The following is a 14,525-nucleotide window of genomic DNA, read 5'->3' as shown; positions in this document are numbered from 1 at the left end:
CGTTCATTAATTGTGGATTGCTATCCTGATGGTTATAAATTCCGCCGCCCCTATAAGCTGAGTTGCCACTGAAAGTCACATTTGTCAGATTCGGACTGCTGCCATACTCGTTGTACATCCCGCCGCCAAATATGCTTGTAGCTGTATTATTGCTAAAAGCCACGTCTGTCAAAATAGGGCTGCTTTGATAGTTGTAGCCCACCATATAAAGCGATATTGGCGCTAAACATGACGTGTGTCAAAGTCGGGTTACTCGCATATCTGTTATGTATCCCACCACCGTGAGGGGCTGAGTTTCCACTAAGGGTAACATTAGTCAGAGTTGGGTTGCTCCCGAGATTATTGAGCATCGCTCCACCACTAATACCAGCGGTATTAGTGGTGAAACTACTATTCATCAAAAGCGGGCTGCTACCATCACTGTACATTCCTCCGCCGCTATTACTAGCTGCGTTACTATTGAAGGTCACATTCGCCAACAATGGGTTGCTATGATAGTTATATATCCCGCCGCCTTCTTGGGATGCGTTGTTACCGATAAAGATAACATTTGCCAACGCGGGGCTACCGCTGTTGTTATACATCCCGCCGCCCCGCTCCTTGGGCAAGGCATTGGCGTTCCCGCCCGTAATTGTGAAGCCATCCAAGATGGCAGTATTATTCGTCCCGCTGCCAATTACTACGCTAGCTATTGGTTGCATTACCAGTCACAGTCGTGAGGTTGGTACTGATCGGTGTCTGGCTGTCATTATTATCAATATCGCCGCTCAAAATTGTGACATTCGCAGAGAAGTTGCGTTGAGTGCGTAACGTCTCGGTACCGGCGAAGCCGCCATAAACCGCCACACCTGTCTTGAGCACGAAAGAAACAGTGCGATCTGTAGTTTGTTGGCTTGTACGTTTCTAGCCGCGGCCCCAGATCGTCACCGCTGACTGCAGTTGTCAGTGCGGTTTGTAATCCACACGCATTAGCCCAGCTGGTGCAGTTGCCTGTCCCGCTTGGTGTTACATAAAGAATTCCTGCAGCGCGCGCAGAGTAGGGAAAAGCGACAACGCCGACAAGCATTGCAATAATGAATAAAACAGAGAACATTCGGGAATTTGATTTTTTAGTATCCATGACCGCTCCTTTTTGGGCTATTGATTCAGTTATTAACTTGAGACAAGTCTATACCCTGTAAAACATAGGAGCAAGGGATAAATGTCATTTGTTTTTTTAAAGAGCCGCGAATTTTCTCTCGTGGCTCCTGTCATTACAACCTTTTCCAGTTTTATTATTACGACTTCTCCAACCCATAGGCCACGACTTATTAACCTACATACATCACAATCGTGTGCGGAAATAATCCCTGCACCAGTCTCACACAATGAATATTCGGCAATCCACTCTGTAAATGAAATTGAATTAGCAAAGCTTTCACTTCAAAACCAAACTTAATAAATAACATGGCTATGCTGTGGATAGCATAGCCATGCATCTCAATCCTTACGAAATATAATCATCACCTGTTACGGAATCCCATCCCAATTACCAGCGATGGGCATGTCACCAGGGTTCCCCAATCCAAACACAATCTCCGCAAAACCGATCGTGTTGCTGTTGCGCAGCAGGAACTGGGCATTGCGATAGACACCGATCGTGTCGATCCCGTCATTGTTCCAGTCACCCGTTACAGGCTTGTCACCCGCCAATCCATAGTTGATTGCAATGTCCGCGAAGCCTGTGGTATTGAGGTTTTTCAGGAAGATCACCCCGTTACTCGGGCGGAAAACGCCCGTCGTATCCAGGCCGTCGCCGTTCCAATCTCCCGCAATGCCCACATCACCGGGGTTTCCAAGATAGAAGCTCATATCAGCTGTTCCCGCCGAGTTGCTGTTGCGCAGCAGGAATTGCCCATTGCTGTAAACACCGATGGTATCCACCCCATCTCCATTCCAGTCGCCGACAAGCGGTTGATCGCCCGGTGTGCCAAATGGAATGACAAGATCTGCGAACCCAACAGTGTTGGAGTTGCGCAGATAGAAGGAACCGTTGCGGTAGATGCCGATGGTGGCTGTACCGTTGCCATCCCAATCACCCGCTATTGGGTAATCCCCGCCCAATCCATAATTGATCGCCACATCCGCAAAGCCTGTAGTGTTGGCATTCTTCAGATATAACAACCCGTTGCCCGGACGGAATACCCCGGTCGTATCGCCGCCGCCGTTGGCTTCGTATGCGCCGATGTCACAATGACTGCCCTGCGGACGCGTCACGCCGCGCTGGTCGGTGGCTTCACAATCGGCATCATCCCCAGCATTAATGGCGGGAGAGCCGCTGAGTAACGCCATCGTTTGCGTAGGTCCGCCGTTGTTCGCCAGCGGGCCGAGCAGCGGGTCAGAGCCGATGATGTTCCCATTCACGCCGTTGGTCAGCCCGCACGCGTTGGAAAATGCTCCAACGGCTTCTATTAGATTGTTTTTTGCAGTGACTGTGCCGCCTCCCGAATTGACACAGTCATCCCCATTAAGGCTGTCTCCCATCAGGGTGTTTGTGAGGATTAATACCCCTTGATTATCAATACCATCGGAAGTAATACCTGCCGCGTTGTTTGAAAAGGTACTGTTCTTGATGATGGCGAGTGATCCTGTGCTGCTTATAATAGCGCCGCCGTTAGACGCGGCCAGATTGCCAGAGAAGGTGCTGTTTGTAATGGTCAAGAGACCTATGTTAAAGATGGCGCCTCCATGGCCGGTGGTTACTGTATTGTCGAGGAAGGAACTTTGATCAATCGTTAGTGTGCCCGCATCGTTATCTATCGCACCAGAACCTAGCCCTCCTGTATTGTTGGAGAAGGCGCTGTTCGTGATCGTGACCTGTCCATTATAGATAGCAAGCCCGCCGCCAAACCCGACGGTATTGCCATCGTTTACGTTGATGTTCTGCAAGGCGAGGGTGGTGCTTGGCGAAACGTAGAACGGACGATATAGGTTGTTTCCGTTAATGCTGATATCTCCTCCGCCGTTAATGGTGAGACCATTTGCGCCGGTAATTGATTGCAAGTTTGAATTGAGGAAGATGCTGGTTGTGCCGAGCGCATCGCTAAAGAGGATGGTGTCGGCACCTGCACCCGCTGCGCAGGCATCCACAGCGGCGTTGGTGTTGGCGGCTTCGATGGCTTCGCGCAGGAGCAGTCGCCGTCGCTGTTGAGTTCATCAGTGGCGGTGTTGACGGTGATGGTGGCGCTGGGAATTTCAAAGCGGGCGACGTAATCGGCATTCGTATCCCCGCCTGCATCCGTGAAGCGCCCGCCCGCGTACACATCCGCGCCGCTGATGGCGATGGCAAAGGCAAAGTTATTCAACGGCATCCCGCCCAGCGCAGACCATGCCCCGCCGCTGAATTTGGCGATCCTGTCCGCATTCGCATCCCCGCCTGCATTGAGGAACCCTCCGCCCGCGTACACATCCGCGCCGCTGATGGCGATGGCATAGACAGAGCTATTCAACGGCGTCCCGCCCAGCGCAGACCATGCTCCGCCGCTGAATTTGGCGATGAAATCCGCATTCGCATCCCCGCCCGCGTTGATGAAATCCCCGCCCGCGTACACATCCGCACCGCTGATGGCGATGGCATTGAGCGAGTTATTCAACGGCGTCGCGCCCAGAGCTGACCATACTCCGCCACTGAATTTGGCGATGTAATCCGCATTCGCATCCCCGCCCGCATCGGTGAAGCCACCGCCCGCGTACACATCCGTCCCGCTGATGGCGATGGTACTGACAGTGTTATTCAACGGCGTCGCGCCCAGGCTGACCATACTCCGCCACTGAATTTGGCAATGAAATCCGCATTCGCGTCCCCGCCTGCATTGAGGAACCCCCCGCCCGCGTACACATCCGCGCCGCTGACGGCGATGGCATAGACAGTGTTATTCAACGGCGTCCCGCCCAGCGCAGACCATGCTCCGCCGCTGAATTTGGCAATGTAATCCGCATTCACGTCCCCGCCTGCATCCGTGAAATCCCCGCCCGCGTACACATCCGCACCGCTGACGGCAATGGCACTGACAGAGCTATTCAACGGCGTTGCGCCTAGCGCTGACCATACTCCGCCGCTGAATTTGGCAATGTAATCGGCATTCGCATCCCCGCCCGCATCCGTGAAAATCCCGCCCACGTACACATCCGTGCCACTGACGGCAACGGCACGGACACCGTTATTCAACCCGCTTCCCAGGGCGTTCCACACATTGGGGGAAGCCAGCGGCTTGAAGGTCGGCCCAAGCGCCGGGTCGAGGCTGACATCAAAATTGGTGATGTCGAGCTCGCCGCTGTAGCCTGTGCTCAAATCCAGCCTGCCGTCTGCCTTGAGCAGGCGCTCGACGGGCAGGGTGGCATCACGCTGCGCGGCTTGGGCGGGCGTGGCGCTACCGAGCAGTGATGCCAACAGGATAAAGACGAACAAAACATTAAATGAAAACTTTGGAAAATGGAATTTCATAGGTATTTCTCCTTGTTGGTTGGATATACCAGAATGAAATCCCCCACCTAATATTCACAGGAGAAATAGATTCGGATATATTGGGAACGCTCAGTATGGATATATTTTATGCTATTAGACATATTTACTCAATAGCCTATGCTTACTATGTAAGTTAATTGTGATTGAAAAAACTCTCTGCGGCTTCCATGATATCTATCTCTGCTTTGCGCTGAAACAAGCAAGTAACAAAAAGAGTCTTTGCTTACACAAAGACTCTTTTTGTTACTTTGAATATTGATGAAATTTCTCCTATGGCAAGTTGAACGTTCTCACCAGCAAGGCAACCATCAAGCCCATGTATCGTTAACCCATCGGTCATAATATAAAAAGTTCTCGGAGATTCTTCAAATCTCCGAGAACCAAATTCAAGCCATGTTGTTCAAAGCAAGTTACGGAATCCCATCCCAATTACCTGAGATCGGCATGTCGCCAGGGTTCCCCAACGCGAAGACAATATCCGCAAAGCCGATCGTGTTGCTGTTCCTCAGCAGGAATTGAGCATTGCGATAGACACCGATCGTGTCGATCCCATCACTATTCCAGTCACCCGTTACTGGCTTGTCTCCCGATAAGCCGTAGTTAATATTAATGTCCGCAAAGCCACTGGTGTTGAGGTTCTTCAGGAAGATCACCCCGTTACTCGGGCGGAAAACGCCTGTGGTATCCGAGCCGTCGCCGTTCCAATCTCCCGCGATGCCCACATCACCAGGGTTTCCAAGGTAGAAGCTCATATCCGCAGGTCCGGCCGTGTTGGTGTTGCGCAGCAGGAATTGTCCGTTGCTGTAAACACCGATGGTGTCCACCCCATCTCCGTTCCAGTCTCCGACAACCGGTTGATCGCCCGGCGTGCCGAATGGAATGACAAGATCAGCAAAACCCAGTGTGTTGGAGTTGCGCAGATAGAAGGAACCGTTGCGGTAGATGCCGATGGTGGCGGTGCCATTGCCATCCCAGTCACCCGCTATTGGATAATCCCCGCCCAATCCATAATTGATCGCCACATCCGCAAAGCCGCTCGTATTGGTATTCTTCAGATACAACAGCCCATTGCTCGGACGGAAGACCCCGGTGGTATCGCCGCCTTTGTTTATCGAATAGGTTTCCCCGCCAACGAAACTGCCATCTCCCGCAACCGCCCCACCCAGCGGATTGGATACAGCATCCACAATGGAATTGTTGTCCACCACATTTAAGCGAAGCGTGCCGCTGCCGTTACCAGTTTTGACAGTCACCGTGTAGCTACTTCCGGATCCGCTAATGCCGGTTATGGACGCGCCAGAGACGCCAGTCTTTGTAATGGTAAAGTCACTAACATCCACGCCCGTCACAAGTTCAGAAAATATCACTGAGAACTGCACAGTCGCACTATTGTTTGGATTTGCGCCCAGGCGCGTAATTCTGATTACAGTTGGATAAGTAGTATCTACCGGACACGTGAATTGACCGGTCGTACCTAAAGCGAAGAGATTGAGATCGCTGGTATCTCGGCCCAGTAGACTGATGGTGTATGTCTTTCCACAGGTGGCGGCAAAATCCCTGGCGACCAAGGAAGGTGTGTAAGTTGTGCCGCTATAGGGTATTGGGTTAGATTGGTCCGGGCGGAAGTCATAGATTATGGTATTGGTACCAATGCCAATCCGGGTGGCGACCAATTGAAACTGGACCAAATGGGAGCCGGGAGCGATATTGATGGTATACGGTTCCACGTGGATGCGGCAACTATCAGGCTTCGGCTGATAGCAACTGGCTTGAATCGGCGAGGCGAATACCGCCAGCGCACCGGGCAAAGACTGGGGCATCAATTGGGCAATCAACAACCCGCTTAGGATGAACAGCATCAGGATCAAGGCGCTTTTCGAGATAAGCGAGCCTGATTGATCAAGGAAATATCGCTTCACAATCATGACACTTTCATGATTGGTTACGGCACATTGGATGGACAAGTAAAAGCGCCGGTCAACCCCAGGTTGAAAATACTAGCATCCGTGTTGGTTTTGCCCTGCAAGCTGATCTCATATGACTGGCCACAGGTAGCTGCAAAATCCTGGGAGACCAACGATGGCGTGTACGTTGTCGCACCGCCGTAGGGTATTGGGTTAGATTGATCCGGACGGAAATCGTAGATTGTAGTCTGAACACCATTGCCCATGCGAATTGCAATCAACCGGATAATTTCTATCCTCGAACCAGACGTCATATCGATAGTGAACGGTTCAACGTGCATTCGGCAATCCGACGGTGCTGCAATATAACAGCCAGCATGAACGGGGCTGGCGAAAATCGAGTCAGGGACGGCACCTTGCGGACGTGGAGCCATCGCCACCCCAATAACTAACACGAATACTCCGAGAGCAACGAAGAGAATAAAGCGCTTCATTATGTGCCTCCTTTAGATAATTAAGCAGAGAATTGAATTCAAAATGTTGTAACACTAGTCTAAGTTTTGGTTACGTGATACTCGAGACTTCATTGGTCCTAAAATGAATAAAGCAGAAGATATCATTTTTTATAATAGACATATTCAAGGTTAGGATCGGGGAGTAAACCTTTTTATCCATCCACAAAACGAATCACATGGCCATGCAACCCAACAGCATAACCATGTTTCTTAAAGCTTGTAAAGTTTTGAATGTGGAATTACGAATCACACCAACCCTCCAAAGCACGCGAATTTAGGCACAACTTTTTGAGTCGACATTTTCAGTACCGCCAAAAGACCGCACAACACAATTGATACTTGTCACCCGGTCTGTGCATCTTAAAGGAATGGCAGGGTTTCGTTTAACCAGCACTGCTGAAATATTTCGTTATCACAACCTCAAGGCCTCTCCAACCCATGCGCCGTCAGCAACTCTTCATTCTCCAAGATATCCATCGTCAACCCATCCGCCACGACCCGGCCATCGTCCATCACGATCGTGCGCGGAAATAATTCCTGCACCAGCCGCATGTCATGCGTGGAGACCAGCATCGTGATCGGCAGTTCGCGCAGTAAATTAATTAATGTTCTGCGCGCCCGCGGATCGAGTCCAGCGGACGGTTCATCCAGGATCAAAACACTTGGATTCATCGACAACACTGTCGCAATGGCGATCCGTTTTTTCTCGCCAACACTTAAGTGATGTGACAGACGGTCTTTGTAGGAAGTCATGCGCACCGCTTCGAGCGCAGAGTCCACGCGCGTGCGGACTTCCGCTTCGGGCAGCCCCATATGCAGCGGGCCAAAAGCCACATCCTCGAACACGGTCGGCGAGAAGAGTTGGTCATCGGGATTCTGGAACACGAGTCCCACCATGGAACGGATGACAGGCAAATTGTCACGGCTGAGGCGCAGACCGCTCAATTCGATCTCGCCCTTCCCTTCGAGGATCCCATTCAGGTGCAGCATCAACGTCGACTTGCCCGCGCCGTTCGGTCCCACCAGCGCAACCTTATCGCCGTCGCACAATTTGAATGAAACACCATGTAATGCAGAATGTCCATCGGGATAAGAGAAGTGCAGGTCGCGCACTTGCAGCGCATCGCCTTCACATTCGGGATATGAAATTTTTTCAGAAGCATGCGTAATTGGCATTAGAACCGTCCCACGAATTGCATAGCAAGAATAAATAGAAAAGCGGCCGCCCCATACACCCAATCACGGCGGTGAAGTTCATGCGCATTCAATGTCCGCAGTTGACCGGCATAGCCGCGCGCCAGCATCGCATTATAGATTCGATCGCTGCGCTCATAGCTGCGCAGGAAGAGTTGACCTGCCATGTTACCAGACACTCTCGCCCGCCATAGCACGCTTCCACCTGACCTTTGACCTGCCGCGGCCGCCGAACGAGATTGTCTCGCCCGAAGCAATCGCATCACTTCATCCGTCAGCACGAAAAGGTAGCGATATAAAAACGCGATAATGGTCGTGAGAATGGCAGGCACACGCAAATGTTCAAAAGCGTGAATGAGGTCAGGGAAGCGTGTCACCGCCACCAGCAATATCGCCGCCTGGACTGACAACCACGAACGAATGACAATGCTGACAAAGCGCAGCAATCCAGCATCTGTGATCGTAAAGTCAGACATCATAAAATGAAATTGAAAGATCGAGTTTCCAGGAACAGAAAATAAAACTGTCACCGCCACCAACGCAAAGGGCAATGCAATGAAGGAACGTCGGAAGGTATATCCCAGTCCAAGATCAGACAGCGCATTGCCGAGGATCAGGAAAAGCCAGGCCAACCCAAAAGCAGTCCATGCGCCATCGGGCAGCAAGGCGTTTGAAAGAATGAAAGCGATCACCACCACCACTTTTATGCGTGGATCAAGGCGATGGAGTGTGCTGTCGTGGTGATGATAACGGTCAAAGGCGTCTGAATGCATGGGGATGAGAGAATAGGGATTAGGAATTTGGTTTCTTGGTTTGCAGTGAACGGCCAGCGATAAAGGCGATTGCCAGAACTACGATGACACCGATCGCTCCAGCAACAATCGTTGAGATGGGTGTTGCTCCCAGAAATGGGATCGTGTAATCGGGAATGACTTCGTACGGCGCCGATTGGGCGATGTTGATAAAACCGAGATCCTCTGCAACACGTTCAAGTCCATCAGGGCTGGCAGATGCAAATGGTGAAAGCAGGACAACTGCCAGCGTGATCAAGACACCGGTCAATATCCAGCCTTTACTGCCTTGAGCAGATTCTGATCCCTCGCCCAAAAGATCGGGGCGGGACCGCAAGATGAAAACGATCGCCGCGACGGTGATCAATGCCTCGCCAAGCCCGATAAACGCATGGACGAACAACATCGCGGGGACAATGATCTGCACTTCAGCGTTTCCACTTAACCAAATTTGCAGCGCAGTGGATAGCGCGCCGGTCATCACAGACAGCCAGGCCGCCACGCCGATCACTGCAAGTTTTACTGTGCGATTACTTCCAAGGACAGAACGATACAAACCATAGCCAACCGCGCAGGTCAGGATGCCCATATTAAGGATGTTCGCGCCCATCACGATCAACCCGCCGTCTTGAAAGAGCAGTCCCTGCACCGCGATGACAGCGGTCATCACCAACATGCCGGCCCACGGGCCGAGCGTAATGGCTGCCAGCACGCCGCCGAGCAAATGTCCCGAAGTACCGCCGAGGACCGGGAAGTTGATCATCTGCGCCGCAAAGATGAACGCGGCCATGACGCCCATCAAAGGGACTTGTTTTTCGCCAAGTGATTTATTCGTACGCGAGATGGCGATCCCAAGAGTCACAGCCGTGATCGCCCAGCAGATCAGGGAAACGGCGATGCTCAGAAAATTATCCGGGATGTGCATGGGAACGGGGGAATACAACATATTGTTCTCCTTGTTAATTCATGTCGCTGCGAGGCGCTTTGTATGGACCGCCCCCCCCCCCCCCCCCCCCCCCCCCCCCCCCCCCCCCCCCCCCCCCCCCGGGGGTTTTCCCCCCCCCGCGCGCCCCCCCCCCCCACCCCATTTTTTATGATTGACAATCCGGACACAAACCAAAGAAAGTGACATGGCTGGAATCCAACTTGTAACCAGTGGATGTCTCAAGCTGACGATATAAAAGTTCCAGTGGAGCGTGTTCCACTTCAACAGTCTTGCCGCATTGATGGCAGATCAAATGGTGATGTTGATTCTCCGCCAACTCGTAAACGATCTTTCCATTGCCTACATGGGCAGCCAGCAGCAGCTTTTTTTCAGCGAGATCTTCAAGCGTGCGGTAGACCGTCGGCTCGGTAAGGCCCGGAAATTCCTTGCGCGCCTGCTCATAGACTTGTGTCGGCGAAAGGTGTCCGCCGGAATGATGGAGCACATGCAGGATCGCATTTCGTTGAGGTGTCATGCGCAGTCCTTGAGCACGCAGGCGAGGGGCAAAATTAGTGGTACAGGTCATCAAAACTCCTTATTGCAACTTCTTACAATAATAGAACAACACAACTGATTAATTCTTACCTTGAAATAAAAAATCCTCGTTCTTCTTTGTAAATAAGAAGAACGAGGAAAGAAGTATCAAACCAAGGCTAAATATTTTTACTCTACGGCTCCCACACGTAATGCACGAACGCAGCGAGCATTGGTTTACCACTACTCATATCCATGCCTACAGCCCAGGTCTGCCAGTCAAGTCCGCCATACGCGTCGGTGCCGGGGAAATGCACGGAATAATAATTGAATTCTTTATATGGCCAGGCGGGGACATAGCTCGCGCCGCCTAATTTGAGTTGATTACATTCAAGCACAGCAGTTGGTGTGAATACAGTTTGAAGCGATGGCAGGATGATCTCCTGAAATGAGCCGAATGTGGATTGTCCACTTCCAAATGAAAGTCCCCAATCGGCCTGGAACGTGGTTTCAAAAACGAACAGCGCATGCTCCACATCGTAGTTGACCACATTGCCGTCACGATAAAAACGCACATCCATGCCCTCGCTTGGCGAGACAAGTGATGAGAGCAGTTTTCCATCCTTGTCCGCGACCGCCTTTCCAAAGGATGCGATCAGTTCGCGCGCACGCGGATCATCGCAAAATGGAGTCCCTGCGCCCGGCGTCGGAGCTTGTGTCCCAACCGCATTTGGAGCTGATGTCGGTGTGGCAACCTGTGTCAGCAGCGAGATGGGAGTAAATGTCGGGGCGACAATTCCTGTCGGTTGGGGGGTATCAGTCGGCAGCGCGGTGGGAGACGGAGGCACATCCACAGGAATGGAACAACCCGCAAGCGCCACCATGATCAGAACAGGCAAAAATAATCTACGTTTCATTTATGCTCCTTTCTTGATTTGATTGTACTCTTTTTTATTCATTGACATTTTATTTGTTCTGCATATAATCAGCAAAAATATCAAGGCTGTGACGAGGAAAAGTAAGTTTGCGCGACGGTTCAGAGAGCAGGCGATATGCGGTGAGAGACCTGCCCGAAACGACAAAACTGAATGGCCCTTCGAGCTGCGGAAATGAAAAGGCAAACACCTGAGTATGTTTCGACGGGATGCTCCCGTTATAGAGCTAGAGCATAAACCTTTTGGTCGTGCTTGATAGAGTGAGGCTGGCTTCCCGTTGCATCAACACGGGAATTTTTGTAAATAACCGCTTGTCAGCCTAAGTTGGGTGGTACCACGGATGCGAATCATACAGCGTTCGTCCCTTTTGGGATGAACGCTGTATTTTTTTATCCCCTCACCCGCCCTCCCAATGGGAGAGGAGTAAACAAAGGAGAAAAGATGAACCTCACGCCTCAAACTGAACCGCAGGAAATCAATTTGCAGGAACGCGCCGTTGAAACCCCGAGCGATAATTCCCTGCCTGCCGCGCAAGTGATCGATGATCAAAGCAATGACGCTGAATTCAACTCCGCGCCGCGCTTTGTGCCATAAATATTTTTTGGAGGAACCCATGAACGAACAGACCCGCTTTCAATTGAACGAAACCGACCTGCCGAAATTCTGGTACAACATCTATGCGGACAGCCCGGTTCCGCAGACCCCTGTGCTGCATCCCGGCACGCTGGAGCCAGTCACGCCCGACTTTTTGTCTGTGCTCTTCCCGATGGACCTGATCATGCAGGAGATCAGTACTGAACGCTATATCGAGATCCCAGAGGAAGTGCGCGAGATCTATAAACTCTTCCGTCCCACCCCGCTCCTGCGCGCGCGCAGATTGGAAAAGGCGCTCGGCACAACCGCGCATATCTACTACAAATATGAAGGCGTATCGCCTTCAGGAAGCCACAAGCCCAACACGGCCATCCCGCAGGCTTTTTACAACAAGATCGCCGGCACAAAGGCCATGACCACGGAAACCGGCGCAGGTCAGTGGGGCTCATCGCTGGCATTCGCATGCAATGTTTTTGATATTGACCTTGAAGTGTACATGGTGAAGATCTCGTATCAGCAGAAACCATACCGCCGCAATTTGATGGAAACCTACGGCGCGCGCGTCTATGCCAGCCCGACAGAACTGACAAATTATGGACGCTCTGTCTTGGCTGAAAACCCGAACAATCTTGGTTCGCTTGGCATCGCCATTTCAGAAGCCGTCGAAGCCGCAGCCACATCCAACGGTACAAAGAAATATGGATTAGGCTCGGTGTTAAATCATGTGCTGCTGCATCAGACTGTGATCGGTGAAGAAGCCTTGAAACAAATGGATATGGCCGATGAATATCCGGATGTGGTCATTGGCTGCGTGGGCGGCGGATCGAACTTCGCGGGAATTGCATACCCGTTCCTGAGAGAGAATCTCAAGAATGGCAGGCGCACCCGTCTGGTAGGCGTGGAGCCGACTGCGACTCCCACACTGACAAAAGGCGTGTACACCTTTGATTATGGTGACACCGCGAAGATGGCTCCCATCGTCAAAATGCATACTCTCGGTCACGACTTCATGCCGCCCGGCATCCACGCAGGCGGATTGCGCTATCACGGCATGGCTCCCAGCATCAGCGCACTTCATGATGCGGGTTTCATAGACGCGGTGGCAGTCAAACAAAAAGAAACTTTTGAAGCTGCGATCCAATTCGCGAAAGCGGAAGGAATCGTCCCTGCGCCCGAATCTGCACATGCGGTGCGTGTGGCGATCGATGAAGCATTGGATGCAAAAGCCAAAGGCGAGAAGCGCGTGATCCTGTTCAACCTGTCAGGTCATGGCAATTTTGATATGGCGGCGTATGAATCCTACCTCAGCGGAAAGCTTGAAGATTACGAGTATCCTGCCGAGGCGGTGAAAGAATCGATGAGTAAACTTCCGCAGGTGAATCTGCCGGCATAATTCCATTCAGTCTAAAAAAACGGAGGACGGTTCAAGTTGAGCCGTCCTCCGTAAGTTTAATGGGGTCACAGTTAAGCGGAATTCTGTTCACCAAATACAATGACAACGATATGCTGGTTGAGAAATTTCAATGACTGCGATTCAACGGGTATCACCTGACCCAGCGTATACCCACCCGCAATTGGAATGTTCGTTCCCAAGATCTCCTGGACAGCTTCGATCTCCACGCCCAGGCTGGGCTTTCAACAGCATTTGCCAGGCCACGTCAACCAGCACAAGGGCAAAGGCGGGCTTCGCGTCGCCAAGCTGCAATAGCGCCTGCTGCGTGGCTTGTCTGGCGGCACGCTCACAGGCACTGCGGCTGCCTACCATTAAATAAGCATCGATCCCTTCACGGATGGCGGAGTTCATGCGGAAACTACCATCTGCTTCCACTCGAATGGGCGAACGCACGAGCAGGTCTTCGCCCTGTTCAACGCCAAGCGGATATAAACGTGTCATGTAGCTTAATGGAGGGAATGCCCAATCCCGTGCGGGATAACCAAAGAGGCCCGCATACGTTTCAGAAGCAGGGCGGCCATCCAATGTACGCAGCCAGAATCCACGAGACCGCGTGACACGGAACTGCCTGCCAACCGCGTCCCAGCCATGGTCTGCGCCGATGGCTATCTTTAGATTCCCGCGCAAGAACGCTGCCGCCAATCCGCCGGCGCCGCTTTGATTGCCGGCCATTTGGTATGTATTGCCAGTGTGCAGATCGCCGCTGGATAGCCCGCCAAAGACATTTCCCCCCGGGGATATCGCGCCGCAGAATTGTTCGGCATCACCGTTAAATCCATCCGCAAAGAATAGAATGGATTGACGTTCCCCGCGCTCCGCAGCGTGTTTTTCGATCTTTGCGGCAGTTTCACGACCTGACTGGGCATAGCCCGGAAGCCACAATGTTTCCGCGTGAAAATCGCCGGACAGGAGCGCAACGATCACGGAATGTGGATGCTCCCCTTTACCGGTCAACCCGGAAGGTGAACTAAATCCGATCATGGGAACTTCGACCAACAAACTGCTTACGCCATTCAATACTTCACGGGCCTGATATTGATGGGAAGAGATCACAACAGCAAAGGCTGGTGTATTTGCGCCCAGACGATTTAAGGCCTGATGCGCGGCCTGTAAACCAGCCTCACGACCATCAAGCGCTTGAGCGACACCCACAGATGAAACCATTGTCATATCAAC

Annotated in this window: 15 protein-coding genes and 1 other annotated feature; of the genes, 2 read left to right on the top strand and 13 right to left on the bottom strand. The window is 52.0% G+C overall.

From position 1 onward, the window contains the following. Positions 1 to 152: 152 nt before the first annotated feature. From IPL17_RS20890 to IPL17_RS20835, 12 genes are all read right to left on the bottom strand, one after another. Positions 153 to 701, bottom strand: coding sequence for a hypothetical protein (locus IPL17_RS20890; RefSeq protein ID WP_345309019.1), 549 nt, complete (start codon positions 699 to 701; stop codon positions 153 to 155). Continuing rightward, positions 685 to 861, bottom strand: a complete 177-nt coding sequence (locus tag IPL17_RS20885) for a hypothetical protein (protein WP_345309018.1) — start codon at positions 859 to 861, stop codon at positions 685 to 687. Before IPL17_RS20885 ends, IPL17_RS20890 begins: the two co-directional genes overlap by 17 nt. A 648-nt stretch (positions 862 to 1,509) precedes the next feature. Continuing rightward, positions 1,510 to 2,523 (bottom strand): choice-of-anchor Q domain-containing protein, encoded by a 1,014-nt coding sequence (locus tag IPL17_RS20880; protein ID WP_345309022.1) that lies wholly within the window; start codon positions 2,521 to 2,523, stop codon positions 1,510 to 1,512. A gap of 386 nt (positions 2,524 to 2,909) precedes the next feature. Beyond that, positions 2,910 to 3,800: a hypothetical protein gene (locus tag IPL17_RS20875; protein WP_345309017.1), complete on the bottom strand. Its 891-nt coding sequence runs from the start codon at positions 3,798 to 3,800 to the stop codon at positions 2,910 to 2,912. After that, positions 3,773 to 4,483, bottom strand: a complete 711-nt coding sequence (locus tag IPL17_RS20870; RefSeq protein ID WP_345309016.1) for a hypothetical protein — start codon at positions 4,481 to 4,483, stop codon at positions 3,773 to 3,775. The genes IPL17_RS20875 and IPL17_RS20870 overlap by 28 nt, the downstream gene beginning before the upstream one ends. A gap of 431 nt (positions 4,484 to 4,914) precedes the next feature. Beyond that, a complete protein-coding gene (locus IPL17_RS20865) occupies positions 4,915 to 6,429 on the bottom strand; it encodes a hypothetical protein (RefSeq protein ID WP_345309015.1) in 1,515 nt (504 codons plus the stop codon). A 17-nt stretch (positions 6,430 to 6,446) separates the two neighbouring features. Then, a complete protein-coding gene (locus IPL17_RS20860; protein WP_345309014.1) occupies positions 6,447 to 6,902 on the bottom strand; it encodes a hypothetical protein in 456 nt (151 codons plus the stop codon). 441 nt (positions 6,903 to 7,343) lie between these two features. After that, positions 7,344 to 8,099 (bottom strand): ABC transporter ATP-binding protein, encoded by a 756-nt coding sequence (locus IPL17_RS20855; RefSeq protein WP_345309013.1) that lies wholly within the window; start codon positions 8,097 to 8,099, stop codon positions 7,344 to 7,346. After that, positions 8,099 to 8,890 (bottom strand): cobalt ECF transporter T component CbiQ, encoded by a 792-nt coding sequence (cbiQ, locus tag IPL17_RS20850; protein ID WP_345309012.1) that lies wholly within the window; start codon positions 8,888 to 8,890, stop codon positions 8,099 to 8,101. The genes IPL17_RS20855 and cbiQ overlap by 1 nt, the downstream gene beginning before the upstream one ends. Positions 8,891 to 8,909: 19 nt before the next feature. After that, positions 8,910 to 9,854: an energy-coupling factor ABC transporter permease gene (locus tag IPL17_RS20845; protein ID WP_345309011.1), complete on the bottom strand. Its 945-nt coding sequence runs from the start codon at positions 9,852 to 9,854 to the stop codon at positions 8,910 to 8,912. 145 nt (positions 9,855 to 9,999) lie between these two features. After that, positions 10,000 to 10,419, bottom strand: coding sequence for a Fur family transcriptional regulator (locus IPL17_RS20840; RefSeq protein WP_345309010.1), 420 nt, complete (start codon positions 10,417 to 10,419; stop codon positions 10,000 to 10,002). Between the two features lie 142 nt (positions 10,420 to 10,561). After that, complete coding sequence (locus tag IPL17_RS20835) at positions 10,562 to 11,284, bottom strand: hypothetical protein (RefSeq protein ID WP_345309009.1); 723 nt, start codon at positions 11,282 to 11,284, stop codon at positions 10,562 to 10,564. Positions 11,285 to 11,363: 79 nt separating this feature from the next. Continuing rightward, positions 11,364 to 11,671, top strand: a binding site (T-box leader). A gap of 72 nt (positions 11,672 to 11,743) precedes the next feature. On the opposite strand from IPL17_RS20835, the gene IPL17_RS20830 reads away from it, so the two are divergent. After that, positions 11,744 to 11,896 carry a hypothetical protein gene (locus tag IPL17_RS20830; RefSeq protein WP_345309008.1) on the top strand — a complete coding sequence of 51 codons (153 nt, stop codon included), beginning with the start codon at positions 11,744 to 11,746 and terminating at the stop codon, positions 11,894 to 11,896. Positions 11,897 to 11,915: 19 nt separating this feature from the next. Then, positions 11,916 to 13,289, top strand: a complete 1,374-nt coding sequence (locus tag IPL17_RS20825) for a TrpB-like pyridoxal phosphate-dependent enzyme (RefSeq protein ID WP_345309007.1) — start codon at positions 11,916 to 11,918, stop codon at positions 13,287 to 13,289. Between the two features lie 141 nt (positions 13,290 to 13,430). Here the strand turns inward: IPL17_RS20825 and IPL17_RS20820 are convergent, their stop codons facing one another. Continuing rightward, entirely contained in the window at positions 13,431 to 14,519 is a 1,089-nt protein-coding gene (locus IPL17_RS20820; protein WP_345309006.1) for an FIST N-terminal domain-containing protein, read from the bottom strand. Positions 14,520 to 14,525 lie beyond the last annotated feature (6 nt).

This window comes from Candidatus Villigracilis saccharophilus (genome assembly GCF_016711665.1).
The sequence above is the reverse complement of the archived record's forward strand: the minus strand, read 5'-3'. Positions and strand labels throughout refer to the sequence as shown.

What these genes read in the sequence shown, in the direction of transcription:
- IPL17_RS20890 (WP_345309019.1), bottom strand. Translation starts at nt 701, where the DNA reads ATGCAACCAATAGCTAGCGTAGTAATTGGCAGCGGGACGAATAATACT.
- IPL17_RS20880 (WP_345309022.1), bottom strand. Translation starts at nt 2,523, where the DNA reads ATGGGAGACAGCCTTAATGGGGATGACTGTGTCAATTCGGGAGGCGGC.
- IPL17_RS20875 (WP_345309017.1), bottom strand. Translation starts at nt 3,800, where the DNA reads ATGGTCAGCCTGGGCGCGACGCCGTTGAATAACACTGTCAGTACCATC.
- IPL17_RS20870 (WP_345309016.1), bottom strand. Translation starts at nt 4,483, where the DNA reads ATGAAATTCCATTTTCCAAAGTTTTCATTTAATGTTTTGTTCGTCTTT.
- IPL17_RS20865 (WP_345309015.1), bottom strand. Translation starts at nt 6,429, where the DNA reads ATGATTGTGAAGCGATATTTCCTTGATCAATCAGGCTCGCTTATCTCG.
- IPL17_RS20860 (WP_345309014.1), bottom strand. Translation starts at nt 6,902, where the DNA reads ATGAAGCGCTTTATTCTCTTCGTTGCTCTCGGAGTATTCGTGTTAGTT.
- IPL17_RS20855 (WP_345309013.1), bottom strand. Translation starts at nt 8,099, where the DNA reads ATGCCAATTACGCATGCTTCTGAAAAAATTTCATATCCCGAATGTGAA.
- cbiQ (WP_345309012.1), bottom strand. Translation starts at nt 8,890, where the DNA reads ATGCATTCAGACGCCTTTGACCGTTATCATCACCACGACAGCACACTC.
- IPL17_RS20845 (WP_345309011.1), bottom strand. Translation starts at nt 9,854, where the DNA reads ATGTTGTATTCCCCCGTTCCCATGCACATCCCGGATAATTTTCTGAGC.
- IPL17_RS20840 (WP_345309010.1), bottom strand. Translation starts at nt 10,419, where the DNA reads ATGACCTGTACCACTAATTTTGCCCCTCGCCTGCGTGCTCAAGGACTG.
- IPL17_RS20835 (WP_345309009.1), bottom strand. Translation starts at nt 11,284, where the DNA reads ATGAAACGTAGATTATTTTTGCCTGTTCTGATCATGGTGGCGCTTGCG.
- IPL17_RS20830 (WP_345309008.1), top strand. Translation starts at nt 11,744, where the DNA reads ATGAACCTCACGCCTCAAACTGAACCGCAGGAAATCAATTTGCAGGAA.
- IPL17_RS20825 (WP_345309007.1), top strand. Translation starts at nt 11,916, where the DNA reads ATGAACGAACAGACCCGCTTTCAATTGAACGAAACCGACCTGCCGAAA.
- IPL17_RS20820 (WP_345309006.1), bottom strand. Translation starts at nt 14,519, where the DNA reads ATGACAATGGTTTCATCTGTGGGTGTCGCTCAAGCGCTTGATGGTCGT.